Origin of the sequence: Gottfriedia acidiceleris (genome assembly GCF_023115465.1) — a bacterium.
In the GTDB taxonomy this organism is placed as follows: domain Bacteria; phylum Bacillota; class Bacilli; order Bacillales; family Bacillaceae_G; genus Gottfriedia; species Gottfriedia acidiceleris_B.
Window position 1 is genome coordinate 502,307 of record NZ_CP096034.1, and the last position, 15,945, is coordinate 518,251.

14 protein-coding genes are annotated in these 15,945 nt (G+C 30.9%); all 14 read left to right on the forward strand.

What is annotated here, in order from left to right; all coding sequences use genetic code 11:
* The first annotated feature begins 434 nt into the window (after positions 1–434).
* The 14 genes from MY490_RS02380 to galE all read left to right on the forward strand — a co-directional run bounded on the left by MY490_RS02380 (position 435) and on the right by galE (position 15,664).
* Positions 435–1,154 carry a YveK family protein gene (locus MY490_RS02380; protein ID WP_248267826.1) on the forward strand — a complete coding sequence of 240 codons (720 nt, stop codon included), beginning with the start codon at positions 435–437 and terminating at the stop codon, positions 1,152–1,154.
* Between the two features lies 1 nt (position 1,155).
* Positions 1,156–1,851, forward strand: coding sequence for a CpsD/CapB family tyrosine-protein kinase (locus MY490_RS02385; protein WP_248267827.1), 696 nt, complete (start codon positions 1,156–1,158; stop codon positions 1,849–1,851).
* The gene (locus tag MY490_RS02390; protein ID WP_248267828.1) at positions 1,848–2,621 is read left to right on the forward strand and encodes a tyrosine-protein phosphatase; all 774 of its coding nucleotides are present in this window, start codon (positions 1,848–1,850) and stop codon (positions 2,619–2,621) included. The genes MY490_RS02385 and MY490_RS02390 overlap by 4 nt, the downstream gene beginning before the upstream one ends.
* A 341-nt stretch (positions 2,622–2,962) precedes the next feature.
* Positions 2,963–3,844 carry a UTP--glucose-1-phosphate uridylyltransferase GalU gene (galU, locus tag MY490_RS02395; protein ID WP_248267829.1) on the forward strand — a complete coding sequence of 294 codons (882 nt, stop codon included), beginning with the start codon at positions 2,963–2,965 and terminating at the stop codon, positions 3,842–3,844.
* Between the two features lie 67 nt (positions 3,845–3,911).
* A complete protein-coding gene (locus MY490_RS02400; RefSeq protein WP_248267830.1) occupies positions 3,912–5,723 on the forward strand; it encodes a polysaccharide biosynthesis protein in 1,812 nt (603 codons plus the stop codon).
* Positions 5,724–5,878: 155 nt separating this feature from the next.
* Positions 5,879–6,415, forward strand: a complete 537-nt coding sequence (locus MY490_RS02405; protein WP_248267831.1) for a PglD-related sugar-binding protein — start codon at positions 5,879–5,881, stop codon at positions 6,413–6,415.
* Positions 6,416–6,420: 5 nt separating this feature from the next.
* Positions 6,421–7,044, forward strand: coding sequence for a sugar transferase (locus MY490_RS02410; RefSeq protein WP_248267832.1), 624 nt, complete (start codon positions 6,421–6,423; stop codon positions 7,042–7,044).
* 39 nt (positions 7,045–7,083) lie between these two features.
* On the forward strand, positions 7,084–8,037 hold the full coding sequence (locus MY490_RS02415) for a glycosyltransferase family 2 protein (RefSeq protein ID WP_248267833.1): 954 nt from the start codon (positions 7,084–7,086) through the stop codon (positions 8,035–8,037).
* Positions 8,038–8,046: 9 nt separating this feature from the next.
* A complete protein-coding gene (locus tag MY490_RS02420; protein WP_248267834.1) occupies positions 8,047–8,832 on the forward strand; it encodes a glycosyltransferase family A protein in 786 nt (261 codons plus the stop codon).
* 219 nt (positions 8,833–9,051) lie between these two features.
* A complete protein-coding gene (locus MY490_RS02425) occupies positions 9,052–10,245 on the forward strand; it encodes a glycosyltransferase (RefSeq protein WP_248267835.1) in 1,194 nt (397 codons plus the stop codon).
* A 5-nt stretch (positions 10,246–10,250) separates the two neighbouring features.
* Positions 10,251–11,570 (forward strand): hypothetical protein, encoded by a 1,320-nt coding sequence (locus tag MY490_RS02430; protein ID WP_248267836.1) that lies wholly within the window; start codon positions 10,251–10,253, stop codon positions 11,568–11,570.
* An 88-nt stretch (positions 11,571–11,658) separates the two neighbouring features.
* Complete coding sequence (locus MY490_RS02435; protein ID WP_248267837.1) at positions 11,659–12,807, forward strand: CDP-glycerol glycerophosphotransferase family protein; 1,149 nt, start codon at positions 11,659–11,661, stop codon at positions 12,805–12,807.
* A 37-nt stretch (positions 12,808–12,844) separates the two neighbouring features.
* Positions 12,845–14,377 (forward strand): lipopolysaccharide biosynthesis protein, encoded by a 1,533-nt coding sequence (locus MY490_RS02440; RefSeq protein ID WP_248267838.1) that lies wholly within the window; start codon positions 12,845–12,847, stop codon positions 14,375–14,377.
* 255 nt (positions 14,378–14,632) lie between these two features.
* Entirely contained in the window at positions 14,633–15,664 is a 1,032-nt protein-coding gene (galE, locus tag MY490_RS02445) for a UDP-glucose 4-epimerase GalE (RefSeq protein WP_248267839.1), read from the forward strand.
* Positions 15,665–15,945: the final 281 nt, after the last annotated feature.

Sequence of the window (15,945 nt, forward strand, 5' to 3'; positions counted from 1 at the left end):
CAACACTCCCTTTGAATTAAATGAATGATTAATTTGTTTTCATTCTGTATTAATACAGTGTATTTATTTATATTTTATTATATAACAGAAAAATAAAAATGTGCTAGTGATTTTTACTAAATAAGTAAAAAATTAATTTTATCATTTAGTAATTATTATTCAATTTACAGTGGATATATTATTCTATAATAATATCTAATGTTACAATTTTTATTAATGAATGTAACATAACTAGACAGGTTTGTAAGGGCTTCCATAAAATGGGTAAAAAATCCGACAAAATACCTTGTTTTATGGGAAATTTAACCAAATTTCCCTATTTATAGATTAATTTTTACTTAACTTTTGGTTAAGTAATTGTTATACTAGTCACTGTTGAATCTCAGGGTATATTTTAATAGAATAATAAACGTATAGAATTTAAGGAGGAAACAATGGAAGAGACGATTAGTTTACAGGAATTATTCGGCGTTATTAAAAAACGTCTTATCATGATAATTAGTATTACAGTTGTAGCCACAGTGGTTACAGGAGTTATTAGTTATTTATTTTTAACCCCGATTTATCAATCTTCAACTCAATTATTAGTTAATCAAAAAGAGACGAAAGATTCTTCGATTTATCAGAATAACCAAGTACAAACAAATGTTCAATTAATTAATACATATAATGTCGTTATTAAGAGTCCAGCAATTTTAGATGAAGTTATTAAACAATTAAATTTAGATTATACAGTTGCAGAACTGACTAAAAATATAACAGTTGCAAGCGAAGCAAATTCACAAGTATTTACGGTTTCTGTACAAGATCCTGATCCTAAGCAGGCTCAAACGATTGTGAATACGATTGCAAATGTTTTTCAGGCAAAAATTAAAACAATTATGAGTGTAGATAATGTGACTATTTTAGCTAAAGCAGATTTAAGTGAAAATCCGATTAAACCAAATAAGAAATTAAACATTGCAATTGGTTTTGTTGTTGGGTTAATGCTTTCAGTTGGTATTGCATTCTTACTGGAGTTTTTAGATAACACAGTTAAGACTGAAAAACAGCTTGAAGAATTATTGGAGTTACCGATTCTAGGTGTTATTTCTGAAGTAACAAAGGGAAAGATCACTCCGAAAATAAAATTAAAATTGGGAAAGGGTGCGTAAAATGAGTAAAAAAACGACAAAAGAAAAATTAAAAAGATTTCTTATTACATTAACAAACCCTAAATCACCATTTGCAGAGCAATATCGAACAGTTCGTACGAATATTCAATTTTCTTCGATCGATAAAAAAATAAAATCAATTTTAGTGACATCTTCAGAACCATCTGAAGGTAAAACAACAACAATTGCCAATCTTGCTGTTACATATGCTCAGCAAGAAAAGAAAGTTCTTTTAGTAGATGCCGATTTACGTAAACCGCAATTGCATTCTGATTTTAAATTAGAGAATTTTAAAGGATTAACAACTGCAATTGCACAAGAAAGGTCCTTAAAGGACGTTATCCAAAAAACTGATATTAGCAATCTATCAATTCTAACTTCGGGTCCGATTCCACCAAATCCATCTGAACTATTATCTTCAGTGAAAATGAAGAATTTGATTGCACAAATGTATGAACAATATGATGTGATTCTTTTTGATGCTCCTCCATTGTTAGCAGTTACAGATGCTCAAATCATTTCACAAGTGTGTGATGGAACGATTTTAGTTGTCCGTAGAGGATACACGGCAAAAGAAAAAATTAAAAAAGCAAAAGAGTTATTAACACTAGTAAACGCAAATATTTTAGGCGTTGTGTTAAATCGAGCGGAACAGGGTAAAGACGGATACTACGATTATTATGGTAGCGAAAAATGATTGATCTTCACTGTCATATTTTACCTGGCCTAGATGACGGTCCAATTACAATGGAAGATAGTATTAATATGGCTCGAGCCGCAGTGGACAATGGAATTCATACAATTGTTGCATCACCTCATCATCAGAACGGACGTTACAATACAGACAGAAAAGAAATCGTAGAAAAAGTAGAAGAGTTAAATAATATATTAAAAGAAAAAGACATACCATTAACGATTTTACCAGGACAAGAGGTAAGGCTTTATGGGGAATTAATTCAAGACTATGAGCTTAATCGAATTGTTTCTATTAATGATGGAAGACGCTATTTATTATGTGAGCTTCCATCATCCTATATACCACAATTTACAAATAGGTTATTTTACGAGATGCAAGCAAATCGAATTATACCGATTCTTGTACATCCTGAACGAAACAAAGTTCTTATAAACGAACCAGACATTCTTTTTGAATTTGTCCAAAAAGGGATCTTAACTCAACTAACTGCTTCATCAATAACAGGTAACTTCGGTAAAAAAATTCAAAAGTTTGCTTTTAAATGTATTGAGGCAAATTGGGTACATATTATTGCATCAGATGCACACAACACTAAAAATCGGAATTTTGAGTTAATTGAAGCGTATGACATCATTCGTGAAAAATTTGGGATTGAAACTGAGTTCCAAATGAGAGAAAATGCTCAATCAATTTTGAATGGTGACGTTCTTTATCCAGAAGAACCTCTAAAATTAAAACAAAATATCTTTAGTCGTTTATTAGGAATCTAATAAATGATAGGTGATATCTCCTTACCGTTATCAATGGGGGTACTCGGCTATATTGTGGTAGATGATTAAATTGATTAGTTTTCCATTTATCTTAATGCAATTAGACCTCATGAAATTACTCAAACTAAAGGGCTATGTGCATTCGAGATAAGGAGTAAAAAACTTAAAATAATCTGCTTAGACGCAAGTCGTCAGAGGTATAGTGTGAGGAGGGGTTAGATGCCCTAAAATATATTTGATTTAAAAGAAAGTAGAGTTTCTTCTTGTGTATTTATTCACACATGAATGTAGAAGTGGAAACTTTATTCTTTGGGGAAAGAAAAAAATGGAGGGTTTAATGAATGAAGAAGGTAAGAAAAGCAATCATACCAGCCGCAGGGTTAGGGACACGTTTTTTACCTGCAACAAAAGCAATGCCAAAAGAGATGCTACCAATCGTAGATAAACCAACAATTCAATACATTGTTGAAGAAGCTATAGAATCGGGAATCGAAGACATTATCATCGTAACGGGTAAAGGAAAACGTGCAATTGAAGATCATTTTGATTATTCATTTGAGCTAGAGCACAACTTATTGGAAAAAGAAAAATATGCATTGTTAGAACAAGTAAAAGCTCCGTCGAATATTGACATACATTACATACGACAAAAAGAACCAAAAGGATTAGGTCATGCTGTTTGGTGTGCGCGTAATTTTATTGGTAACGAACCATTCGCCGTATTACTTGGAGATGACATTGTTGAAGCTGAAACTCCTGGATTAAAGCAGTTGATTAATCAATATTACAATACATACTCATCAGTGATTGGTGTTCAAACTGTACCAGAAGAAGAAACGTATCGATATGGGATTGTGGAACTAATTACGCAGGAAGGTAGAAGATATGAAGTAAAAAACTTCGTTGAAAAACCAGCGCCTGGTACAGCGCCTTCTAATTTGGCGATTATGGGTCGTTATGTTTTTACACCCGAAATTTTTATGTACTTAGGAGAAAAATCTATCGGTGCAGGTGGAGAAATTCAATTAACTGATGCAATTCAAAAATTAAATTCTATTCAACGTGTGTTTGCATATGACTTTGAAGGAAAACGTCATGATGTTGGGGAGAAATTAGGATTTATTAAAACAACAATCGAGTTTGCCTTACAGCATGAGGATTTAAAGGAAGACTTATTGAAATTTATGGATGAAATTTTAAGAAAAGAACCGATTTTAGTTTAAGAGAAATAAATTAAAGTAATGTGAGTAATTTAGTTGATTTTTTGGAATTGAGTGAGGGGGATATATAATGTCATATCAAAAAAGAATTTCACTTTTAGCATTTCTCGATTCTATTATCGTTCTTACCTCTGTTTATTTAAGTTATTGGTTTTTATATCCCAACATTATGGATAATTTCCCACCTTTTTTAATTATAGGTTCTGCTACTATTTTAATTTGTCATCATATTTTTGCATTCTATTATAAGCTCTACAAGAAAGCGTGGGAATACTCAAGTGTTGGAGAACTATTCCATATTTTTAAAGCAGTATCGTTATCAATTATGATTACTGCAATTGTTCAGTTAGTTTCTACAAATGGAATTTATATACGTGTCTTAATGATAACTTGGATGCTTCATATATTACTAATCGGGGGTTCTCGTTTTGTTTGGCGAATGTTCAGGGATTCATTTATTGCTAAGTCTACAAACCAAAAGAGAACTTTAATTATTGGGGCTGGAAAAGCAGGGACTATGGTAGTGCGTCAGTTACTTAGAAGTAGTGATACAGAACTTTGTCCTGTGGCATTTATTGATGATGATCCAGCAAAGTTTAAATTAGAAATAATGAATATTCCAGTCGTGGGTAAAACAAATGAAATCAAAAAAGTTGTTGAAGATTATAATATCGAAACAATCATAATTGCTATTCCGTCTTTAAATAAAAAAGGAATTAATTCTATTTTTAAAGAGTGCAGTAAAACTAGGGCTAAAACTCAAATTGTTCCAATGTTAGAGGATATATTACAGGGGAAAGTTGCAGTAAACGAATTTAGAGAAGTAAAAGTAGAAGAGTTATTAGGAAGAGAACCCATTCAACTAGATGATGAAGGAATTTTGGATTCTATTAAAAATGAGACAATCCTAGTAACAGGAGCAGGTGGATCGATAGGATCAGAAATCTGCCGTCAAGTTTTAAAATATCAACCATCAAAAATTGTTCTATTAGGTCATGGAGAAAACAGTATTTATACTATTGAAATGGAGTTAAGAGAAACATATAAAGATAGTGTTGAAATAATTACCGAAATTGCAGATATTCAAGATCGAAATAAGATATTTGAGGTAATTGATAATCATCGACCATATGTTATTTATCATGCAGCCGCACATAAGCATGTACCGTTGATGGAAAGAAATCCTGAAGAAGCGGTAAAAAATAATGTATTTGGAACAAAGAATGTGGCAGAAGCTGCAGATACATTTGGAGTGAATACGTTTGTTATGGTATCAAGCGATAAAGCAGTTAATCCTACAAATGTGATGGGAGCAACAAAAAGGGTCGCAGAAATGGTAGTCCAACAAATGGCTTCTGCAAGTAATACACGGTTTGTTGCTGTTCGATTTGGAAATGTCCTTGGTAGTAGAGGTAGTGTTATTCCTTTGTTTAAAAAACAAATTCAAAAAGGAGGCCCTGTTACGGTAACCCACCCAGATATGATTCGTTACTTTATGACAATTCCAGAGGCTTCACGATTAGTAATACAGGCTGGTGCCATTGCAAGGGGTGGAGAAATTTTTGTCCTTGATATGGGTGAGCCAGTTAAGATTGTGGATCTAGCAAGAAACTTAATTACAATGTCAGGCTTTTCAATAGAAGAAATTGATATCGAATTCTCAGGAATTCGCCCTGGAGAAAAATTGTTTGAGGAATTATTGAATGAAAATGAAGTTAATCCAAAGCAAATTTTTCCTAAGATACATGTAGGTAAGGCAGTTCTTTTGGATCGTGAAATTATTGAAATGTTTATGAATGATTTTGAAAATATGAGTAAAGAAGTAATACGTGAAAGACTCTTAGCTATGGCTAATAATAAATCTCTAGTTCATATTCAATGAAATTGATATTATCGGGTCAAAGCTTTATGTAAGTATTGAAAAAGTTATGAGAAAGTAGTGAGAGGTTATTAGTAATTTAGTAGATTTTAAAAAGTTCTTATTTCTAATTAAACTCTAAGCTACTCTCCTAGGAAATAATAATGGAGCTGATTTTCTTGAAAGAAAATTTACTAATACTGGGCGCCGGTGGTCATGGAAGAGTAGTTAAAGAAACTGCCATTGCAATGGATTGTTTTGCCAAAATTGATTTCCTAGATGACTATTCTGATATAGCGATAGGCAATTGCAATGATTATAGATTGTTTGTTAACAAATACAATTATGCTTTTGTTGCTATAGGTAACAATGAGCAGAGAATGAGATGGCTTGAAGAATTGATTGAAGCAGGCTTTCAGATTCCAGTGCTTTTGCACCCTACTGCTTATAAAAGTCCGTTAGCGATGGTTGAACTAGGATCTATAATTTGCGCAAAGGCAGTTGTTAATACAAATGCAAAACTAGAGAAAGGCTGCATCATTAGTATAGGAGCATTAGTGGATCACGACAGTTTTGTTGGTGAGGGATCACATATTAATTCAGGTGCTATTGTTAAAGCAGGCTGCAGAGTTGACCGACTAAAGAAATTAGATGCTGGAAGGGTTTATTCTAACAAAAAGAAATTAAAAGAATATAGTTTTGAAGTTGAGGTGTGAGAAAAATGTATTTGAAGGTAAAAAGGTTTATAGATATTATTCTTTCTTTATGTGGGTTATTCTTTTTATCACCAGTATTTTTACTTCTTATCTTGGCGATAAAATTGGATTCAAAAGGTCCAGTGCTGTTCAAACAAAAACGTATCGGTATTCATAAAACTCATTTTCATATATTAAAATTCCGAACAATGAGTATAGATACACCAAAGGACACACCAACACATCTTTTGGAAAATCCAGAGCAATACATTACAAAAATGGGTAAATTTATGAGGAAAACTTCTTTAGATGAGTTACCACAAATATGGAATATATTTGTTGGACAGATGAGTATTATTGGTCCAAGACCAGCACTGTGGAATCAGTATGATTTAATTGCTGAACGAGATAAATATGAAGCTAATAATGTGCTACCTGGACTCACTGGGTGGGCGCAGATTAATGGTAGAGATGAGTTACCTATTAAAATAAAGGCAAGGCTTGATGGGGAATATGTTAAGAAAATAAGTTTTTGGATGGATGTTAAGTGCTTCTTTGGGACCATCCTGAGTGTTGTAAAGAGTGAGGGCGTTGTTGAAGGTAAGACTGGAACATTGGAAAATAAAGAGGTCGAAGAAAGTGCCATATAAATGACGTCCATTAATTCAAAATAGGAGGAAATTAAGATAATGGCAGTGGGGATTGTTAGTTGTAAGAGCCGCAATGATTTTGAGGATGGTAACACAGTGGCTGTACTACCGTTAGTTAGCGTAATCGTTGCAACCTACCGACGGGATACATCCTTGGAAAAAGCACTGGTCTCACTTATGAGACAAACATATGAACATGTAGAGATTGTTGTGGTTGATGATAATGCAGACGATACATGGAATAATAAGGTCAAATCTATCATTGATAATTTTGAGTCTAAAATAAATAAGAGGATTAAATATATTCAGAACAAAGTTAATAAGGGTTCAGCGGAAACCAGAAACATTGGTATTAAAACTGCTTCTGGTGAATATATTACATTTCTTGATGATGATGATATTTATTTACCGAACAAAATTAAAAATCAGGTAGAGTATATGATAGAAAACGAGTCTGATTTTTCCATAACTGATTTATTCCTTTATGGTGAAAATGGCAAACTGCTTGAAAGACGTAATAGGAAATATATCAAGAAAACAACAAAAACTGATTTACTTAGGTACCATCTTATGCACCACATGACAGGAACGGATACAATAATGTTTAAAAGAGAATTTATAGTGAGTATCGGGGGCTTCCCTCCAATTAATGTAGGCGATGAATTTTATTTAATGCATAAAGCTATAGAGTCGGGAGGTAAATTTGGCTATCTAGCTGTCTGTGATATTAAAGCATATGTTCATACAAATACAGATGGACTATCAAGTGGGAAAAGTAAAATCGAAGGTGAAAATAATTTGTTTGAGTATAAGAAGCAATTCTTTTCACAGCTAACTAAAAAGGATATTCGATATATAAAGATGAGACACTACGCAGTACTGGCTTTTGCAGAGTTAAGAAGAAAAAATTATACTGACTTTGCTAAGTATTCAATTAACGCATTTATCACATCACCTATTTATAGTTTAAAACTATTTTTAAAGATAGGATAGGAGAAAAATATGAAATTAGAAGTTTTAGTTTCAACCATGCATCAGAAAGATAATAGTTTGTTAGAAAAAATGAACATTCATTCAAATGCAATATTTATTAATCAGTGCGATAAAGTTATATTTGAAGAATTTCGATATAAGGGAAATATTATAAGATTTTTATCTTTTAATGAACGTGGAATTGGTTTAAGCAGGAATAATGCACTTATGAGGGCAACAGGAGATATTTGTTTATTTGCTGATGATGATGTTATATATAATGATGACTATGAAAATATTGTATTAAATGCATTTAAGGGTGATCCAAATGCAGACATAATAATTTTTAATGTACCAAGTTTAAACAAAGAAAGAGAGAACACTGCTGAAATTAAAAGAAATTCACAAGTCAATTATTTTAATTTTATGAGGTATGGGGCAGTTAGTATAGCGTTTAAAAGAGAAAGTATAAAAAAAGCAAATATATATTTCTCCTTATTGTTTGGTGGTGGAGCTAAATACAGTGCAGGTGAAGACACACTCTTCTTATTTGAATGTCTAAAAAAAGGATTAAAAATATCTACAAATAGCGCTCAAATAGGTACAGTTAGTCAAGAAGACTCAACTTGGTTTAGAGGTTATAATAAAAAATATTTTTATGATAAAGGGATTTTATATGCTACTCTTTCCAAAAAACTCTCTTATTTGTTAATTTTACAGTATGCGATAAGAAAGTATAATTTGTATAAAAACGAAATGGGCATGATTCAAGCAATAAAATATATGCGTGAAGGTAGAAGAGATAATTTTGTATAATGTTAATTTATCCAGAAGTAAGAAAATTAAAATCATATAGGTTTGATAACTTGTATGAAGATACAAAATTATTTCTTATTTTTATACTAAAATACCGAATATGAAAATATTTTATAAGAATTCAATAAAAATTTCTATTAGTAATGATTCAAAAAAATGATTAATAGATTTATATTATATATTTTTTATTCTAGAAATGAAACAAAGTTGGAGGTTCGTATGGCTAATGGAAAGAAAAAAGTGCTTATTGTGAATAATAACCTTGCAACTGGTGGAGTACAGCGTTCTTTAGTAAATCTTATTAACCAAGTAAAAGACCAATATGATCTAACACTATTTGTATTTGATTATAGTGGAGACTATTTAAAATTAATACCTTCACAGATAAAAGTAATCGAGGCACCACCGTTATTAAAATTGCTCGGTATGTCACAAGCACAAACAAAAAAAATGGGGTTTATGTTCTATGCTACTAGGGCTGTTTTTGCTTTATATACAAAAATTTTTAGTAATCATTTACCTATCTCCTTACTTGTTTCGACTCAGAAGAAGTTATTAGGGTTTGATATTGCAATTTCATTTTTGCACAATGCTGATAAAAAATCCTTTTATGGTGGGTGCAATGAATTTGTATTAAAAAGAGTAAATGCAAAACAAAAGATTACATTTTCTCACTGTGATTTTTTAAATTATGGAGGGAATACAACACGAAATCGGGAAGTATATAAGCATTTTGACAAGATAGCTGCTGTATCAGAAGGGTGCCGACAAAGTTTTATAAAAGCCATTCCAGAGCTAGCGAAGAGAACTCATTGTGTTTATAACTGTCATAACTATAATGAATATATTAATAAGGCCAACATTAACCCTGTTAAATACCCCAGAGAAAGTTTAAATATTGTGACAGTTGCTCGACTAAGTCCTGAAAAAGGGATTTTAAGAGGGATAGATGTCATAAATAGACTCGTCAAAGAAAATTACAAAATAAGATGGCATCTCGTTGGTGACGGTTCACAAAAAAGTGAAATTGAGAATCAAATTTTAATTAATGATTTGTCAGAGCACGTTATTTTATATGGTAATCAGGAAAATCCATATCAGTATATTAAAAGCGCAGACCTATTTTTTCTTCCTTCATTTCATGAAGCAGCACCAATGGTATTTGCTGAGGCTAAATGCTTAGGAGTACCAATATTTACCACAAATACTACATCTGCAAAGGAAATGGTAAGAGAGGGATTTGAAGGTTTTGTTTGCGAAAATAATGAAGAAGAAATATATAACAAATTAAAAAGTGTTCTTGACGAGCCTCTTTTTATTGAAAAGTGTAGAGAATATCTAAGTGCACAAAACCATACAAACGAAACAGCAATCGAACAGTTTAGTAAGTTGGTATCAGATGAGGAGCTGTAACAAAAATGGATCAAGTTAGGAAAAAAAATGTAAAATTATTAATTTTAGCCTTAATAAGCGTACTTAGCCTCTCAATTGGACATGCTTTTAACAATCAAATATTGCTGTTGGGTTCATTGCTGTTGTTTGCAGGAGTAGCATTGGTTCCTCACAAAAAATACTTTTTACCAATTATGCTGTTTTATCTTCCATGGTCCCCAGTTCTAAAGACAAATCCAGGTACGCTTACATTGTTCACTCTAGTTGTACCTTGTGTCTTTCTTCTTATGATCTTGAATGGGTCTACCAAGTCAATATCTTCAAAAGTGCATATATTTCTGCCACTTTTTTTTATAGCATATACACTGGTGGTTAAAATGTTGAAGGGCCTCTCCATTGATATGTCTTATTTGTTTTTTATCATGATGCTCTTTTTTATTCCTATTTACGTCAATAGATATAGGAAGGAGATGGACTTTGAAACGTGTGTATTGTATTTAACGGCAGGCGTTTTGTCAGCTTGTATTGCTGCAAAAATACTTATGAATTTTCCACATATGCTTGAATATATAGATGTTTATGAATGGAAAAACATTGGTTTAACAAGATTAAGTGGTTTTTATGGTGATGCTAATTTTTACTCAGCGAACATCCTTGTAGCAATCGGATCACTTCAAATAGTTATGTACAAAACGAGAAATAAAACATTGATAGCATTTCAAATTTTTTCGATAATGGCGTTATTATATTATGGTATGCTTTCTGTTTCAAAAATGTTTATAATATGTATCGCTTTAATAGCTGTCCTTTGGATGTTTTGTCTTCTATTAGGAAAGCGTAATTTTTCATATAAGATTGGGATGGTGTTGACCATATTTCTTGTTGTGGGAATCGCTGTTGCAAGTAATTTGTTCTCTGAACAGTTTGGCCTTTATTTATTAAGATTTGGAATGGTTACAGATACTCAGTCATTAACCACCGGGAGAAGCGGATTGTTTGATATGTATATTAATTATTTGTTTTCAAGTAATTTAAGGTTGTTTTTTGGAGTTGGACTTTCTTCATTGGAATTTGTTAATGAAAGGGCCTCTCACAATACTTTAATACAAAGTATATATCAAGTCGGTGCAATTGGTTCGGTTTTTTTAATTGTTTGGTGGGGAATGGTTTATTCTTCCTTATCTAATAAAGTGAAACTAGGCACTTTTGAAAAATATTACTTTTTGATATTAATAATTGCTTACTTTTTTTCATGGTTTTCACTAGATATGCTATTTTTTGATGAGTTTTTCTATATAACGCTCTTATCCATATTAGCAAAAAATTATTTGGCGACAAATCATTAGGTACGGGGGTTTGTAAGAGGTAGATCTTTTAAGACTTTAGGTGATTTCACAAAAATATATTAATAATTAAGTACAAGGCGGAATTCTCATGAAATATAAACTTATTGGAATATATATGATTTTAAAATATTTCCTTTTTTTGATATTGGGGTCGCTACTTAAAATACATCCAGGTTATAGAAATATTTGGATTATAGCGGAAAGAGGATATGATGCACGTGATAATGCATACCACTTTTTTAATTATATTATGTCGACTACTAATCGACATAATATTTATTACGTAATTGACAAAAACTCTGAAGATTTTTCAAAAATTCGCCAACACTCAAATATTATACAACATAATAGTTTTAAACATTGGTTATATTTTGCTACTTCTTCCTTTAAAATCAGCACACATATAATGGGCTATTCCCCTGATATGTATATTTTTTATTTGCTAGATAAATATTCTCTTATTTTTGGTAAAAAGGTATTTCTACAGCATGGAATAATTTATAATGATTTTCCACAACTATATTATCCTAATGCTAAATTAGATTTATTTATATGTGGTGCTAAGCCCGAATTTGAATATGTTAGTAAGAATTTTAATCATCCCCAAGGAGTGGTGAAATACTTGGGCTTATGTAGATATGATAATCTGTCAAATATCAATACTGATCGCATTGTTTTGATTATGCCAACTTGGCGCAGCTTTCTATCAAATTGTAAAAGTGATATTGAGTTCATGGAAACAGATTATTATAAGAAGTATAATAGTTTAATTTGTTCAGAGAAGTTATTAGAAGTTTTGACTAGGAATAATTATCGGCTATTATTTTATCCGCATTATGAAATGCAAAAATTCGTACATTGCTTTAATAATATAAATGATAGAGTTATTATTGCAAGTAAGAGCCAGTATGATGTGCAGCATTTACTTAAGAAGGCACAATTATTAATTACTGATTTTTCAAGTGTGTTCTTTGACTTTGCTTATATGAAAAAGCCTATTCTTTTTTATCATTTTGATAGTGATGAAAATTATAGAAAGCCTGGATATTTAAATTTGAAAAGTTGTTCATTTGGAGATTGGTACTCTAATGAAAGTAATCTAATTAGTACTATAAGTGATATTATCGAGAAAGATTGTAAATTGCCTGAGAGTACAGAGAATGAAATTAATGATTTTTTTATCCTACGTGACTCTAATAACTGTAAGAGAACCTATGAAGCAATATTAGATTTATGAAGAGGATAAAGGAAAAGAACAAGAGGTAAAGAAATAAATGAGAGTGGAAAATTCGGTTAAAAATTCATTATTTGCAATTTCTTTGCAGATTATAACAATAATATCAGGTTTTGTTGTTCGTACAATTTTTATAAAAATGTTAGGTACTGAATACCTTGGTATTAATGGATTATTCAGTAATCTACTTCAAATGCTGTCTCTTGCTGAAATGGGAGTTGGAACAGCTATTGTTTATTCGATGTACAAACCAATGGCTGAGGATGATAAAAAGAAACTGCGGCTCTTAATTAATTTATATGCTAAATTATATAGTTACATTGGTATGCTAGTAATTACAATCGGTTTATTATTAATACCGTTTCTAGAAAACTTTACCTCTGATGCATCTAATATACCGCATTTAAGATTATACTTTTTTATATATGTATTAAATTCTGCATCCTCATATTTCTTTGTTTATAAAACATCAATAATAACTGCTGCACAAAAAAACTACATCATTTCAGCTAATAGAATGAAGTTTATATTACTAATGTATATTTTTCAAATACTAGTTTTATTGTTTTATAGGAGTTATGTTTTATTTTTGTTAGTTTCTTTAATTATAAATATTATTATTAATATTAATATATCATTAAAAGCAAATAGAATGTTTCCCTTTATTAAACAAAAAACAAATTCAATACTTCCAAAAAAAGAAAGAAATCTTATATTTAAAAATATAGGAGCATTATTTTTTCATCGTATTGGAACGGTAGTAGTAAATGGAACTGATAGTTTAGTAATATCTAAATTTGTAGGGATAAATATGGTTGGTCTATTTTCCAACTATGTTCTAATTATCGAAGCAATTAATACAATTATTACATTAATATACAACGCATTAACTGCAAGTGTAGGGAATCTAAATGTTACGGAATCGAAAGAGAAAACATACACCATTTACAAAAATATTCTTTTTTCGAATTTTTGGATTGGGGGAGTATCTTCGATTTCTCTCATTATTTTGCTTAACCCATTTATTTCTCTTTGGATTGGTAAGGATTTTACCTTTAAAATATCAGTTGTAATTTTAATTGTAATAAATTCTTATTTAACAATTATTAGAAAAACTACATTGGTGTTTAGAGATGCGATGGGGCTTTTTTGGAAGGACAGATATAAGCCTATATTTGAATCCGTTATTAACTTAGTAGTATCAATCATTTTAGCACAAAAAATTGGATTAGCTGGTGTTTTTATTGGTACCTTAGTATCAACACTATCTACTTGTTTTTGGATAGAACCATTAGTTCTATTTAGATATGGTCTTGAAGTTAGAATAAGAGAGTATTTTAAAAGTTTTTTTGTATATTTACTTGTTACTCTTGGGGGAGCAATTTTAACTTGGTCACTTGCAAATACTTTTAATAGTACAAATTTTTTAACTTTTATTTATAAATTAATTATTTGTTTAATTGTACCAAATGTAGTGTTTTTAATTGCTTATTATAAAAGATCAGAGTTTATTTATTTTAAAGTTTTATTGTATGGTTTACTAAAAAGAATAAACTTAACTTTTAAAAACTAATGTTCAATATTGTTCATGGAATTTGAAGCTTTGAAGATTCATATCGCATGTTCATTAATACATGCTTTTTTCTCCTGTTTGTTTCTCATTATCACTTAAGGTTATTTATACTTATTAGTTACATTAATTCTAGTACCTGACACCTCTGGAAATTTATCGAAAAATTGTGGGTGTAGTATAGAAAAGTGTAAATTATTGTATTATTACATGTTCTAATGCCATTAATCATTAATAGAAAAGAGGAGAAATTTAATCATGGCTATACTTGTTACAGGTGGAGCAGGATATATCGGTAGTCATACTTGTGTTGAACTGCTAAATTCCGGATATAAAATTATCGTCCTAGATAATTTTTCAAACAGTAAACCTGAATCATTAAATAGAGTAAGTGAGATTACAGGTAAAGATTTTAATTTTTATGAGGTTGACCTACTTGATCGAAATGCCGTTGAAGAAGTGTTTTCCATTAATCAAATTGATGCTGTTATCCACTTTGCAGGATTAAAAGCTGTAGGGGAATCAGTATCGATTCCACTTCATTATTATCATAATAATATCACAGGGACGCTTATCCTTTGTGATGTGATGAAGAAGTATGGGGTAAAGAATTTGGTATTTAGTTCTTCTGCTACGGTATATGGTATGCCTAAACAAGTACCAATTTCGGAGGATTTCCCACTCGAAGCAACAAATCCTTATGGCCGGACAAAGCTCATGATTGAGGAGATATTACGAGATTTATATGTTTCGGATAATAGTTGGAGCATTGCCCTATTACGTTACTTTAATCCAATTGGAGCACACAAAAATGGTATGATTGGAGAGGATTCAAATGGAATACCTAACAATTTAATGCCATTTATTACCCAGGTAGCTGTTGGGAAGTTAAAAGAACTCCAAGTGTTTGGTAGTGATTATCCAACTGTTGATGGTAGTGGTGTAAGAGATTATATCCATGTAGTGGACCTTGCAAAAGGACATTTAAAATCACTAGAGAAAATAATTTCTTCTAATGGCGTTAAAGCATATAATTTAGGGACAGGAACTGGTTATAGTGTATTAGAAATTGTTTCGGCATTTGAAAAAGTATCAGGTATGAAAGTACCTTATCGAATCGTGGATAGAAGACCAGGAGATGTGGCAGTATGCTATGCAGATCCATCAAAAGCTAAAAATGAATTATGCTGGGTTGCTGAAAGAGGAATTGAAGAAATGTGTCGGGATTCTTGGAGATGGCAAGAAAATAATCCGAACGGGTATAAAACCAAAGTATTAATAGAATCATAATTTTTATAATAAGCGTACAGGTGGCAACACAATAGTGTGCCTGTTCGCTTACGCTTATTAATTTAAATACAAAGTTAATCTATATTATTATATGTTTATTGTATTGTAGAACCTTCAATTTAATTCTATTTTACAGTACCAAAAGGATTGCTTTGTTGTTATACATATTCAAAACACATAATTCAAAAATAAAATATATCAGTAAATATCTTAATAATTTTACCAGTCAATAATGAAAAATTAAAAAATTCGCTTACCTTGTTAGGATATTTAGTGTATAT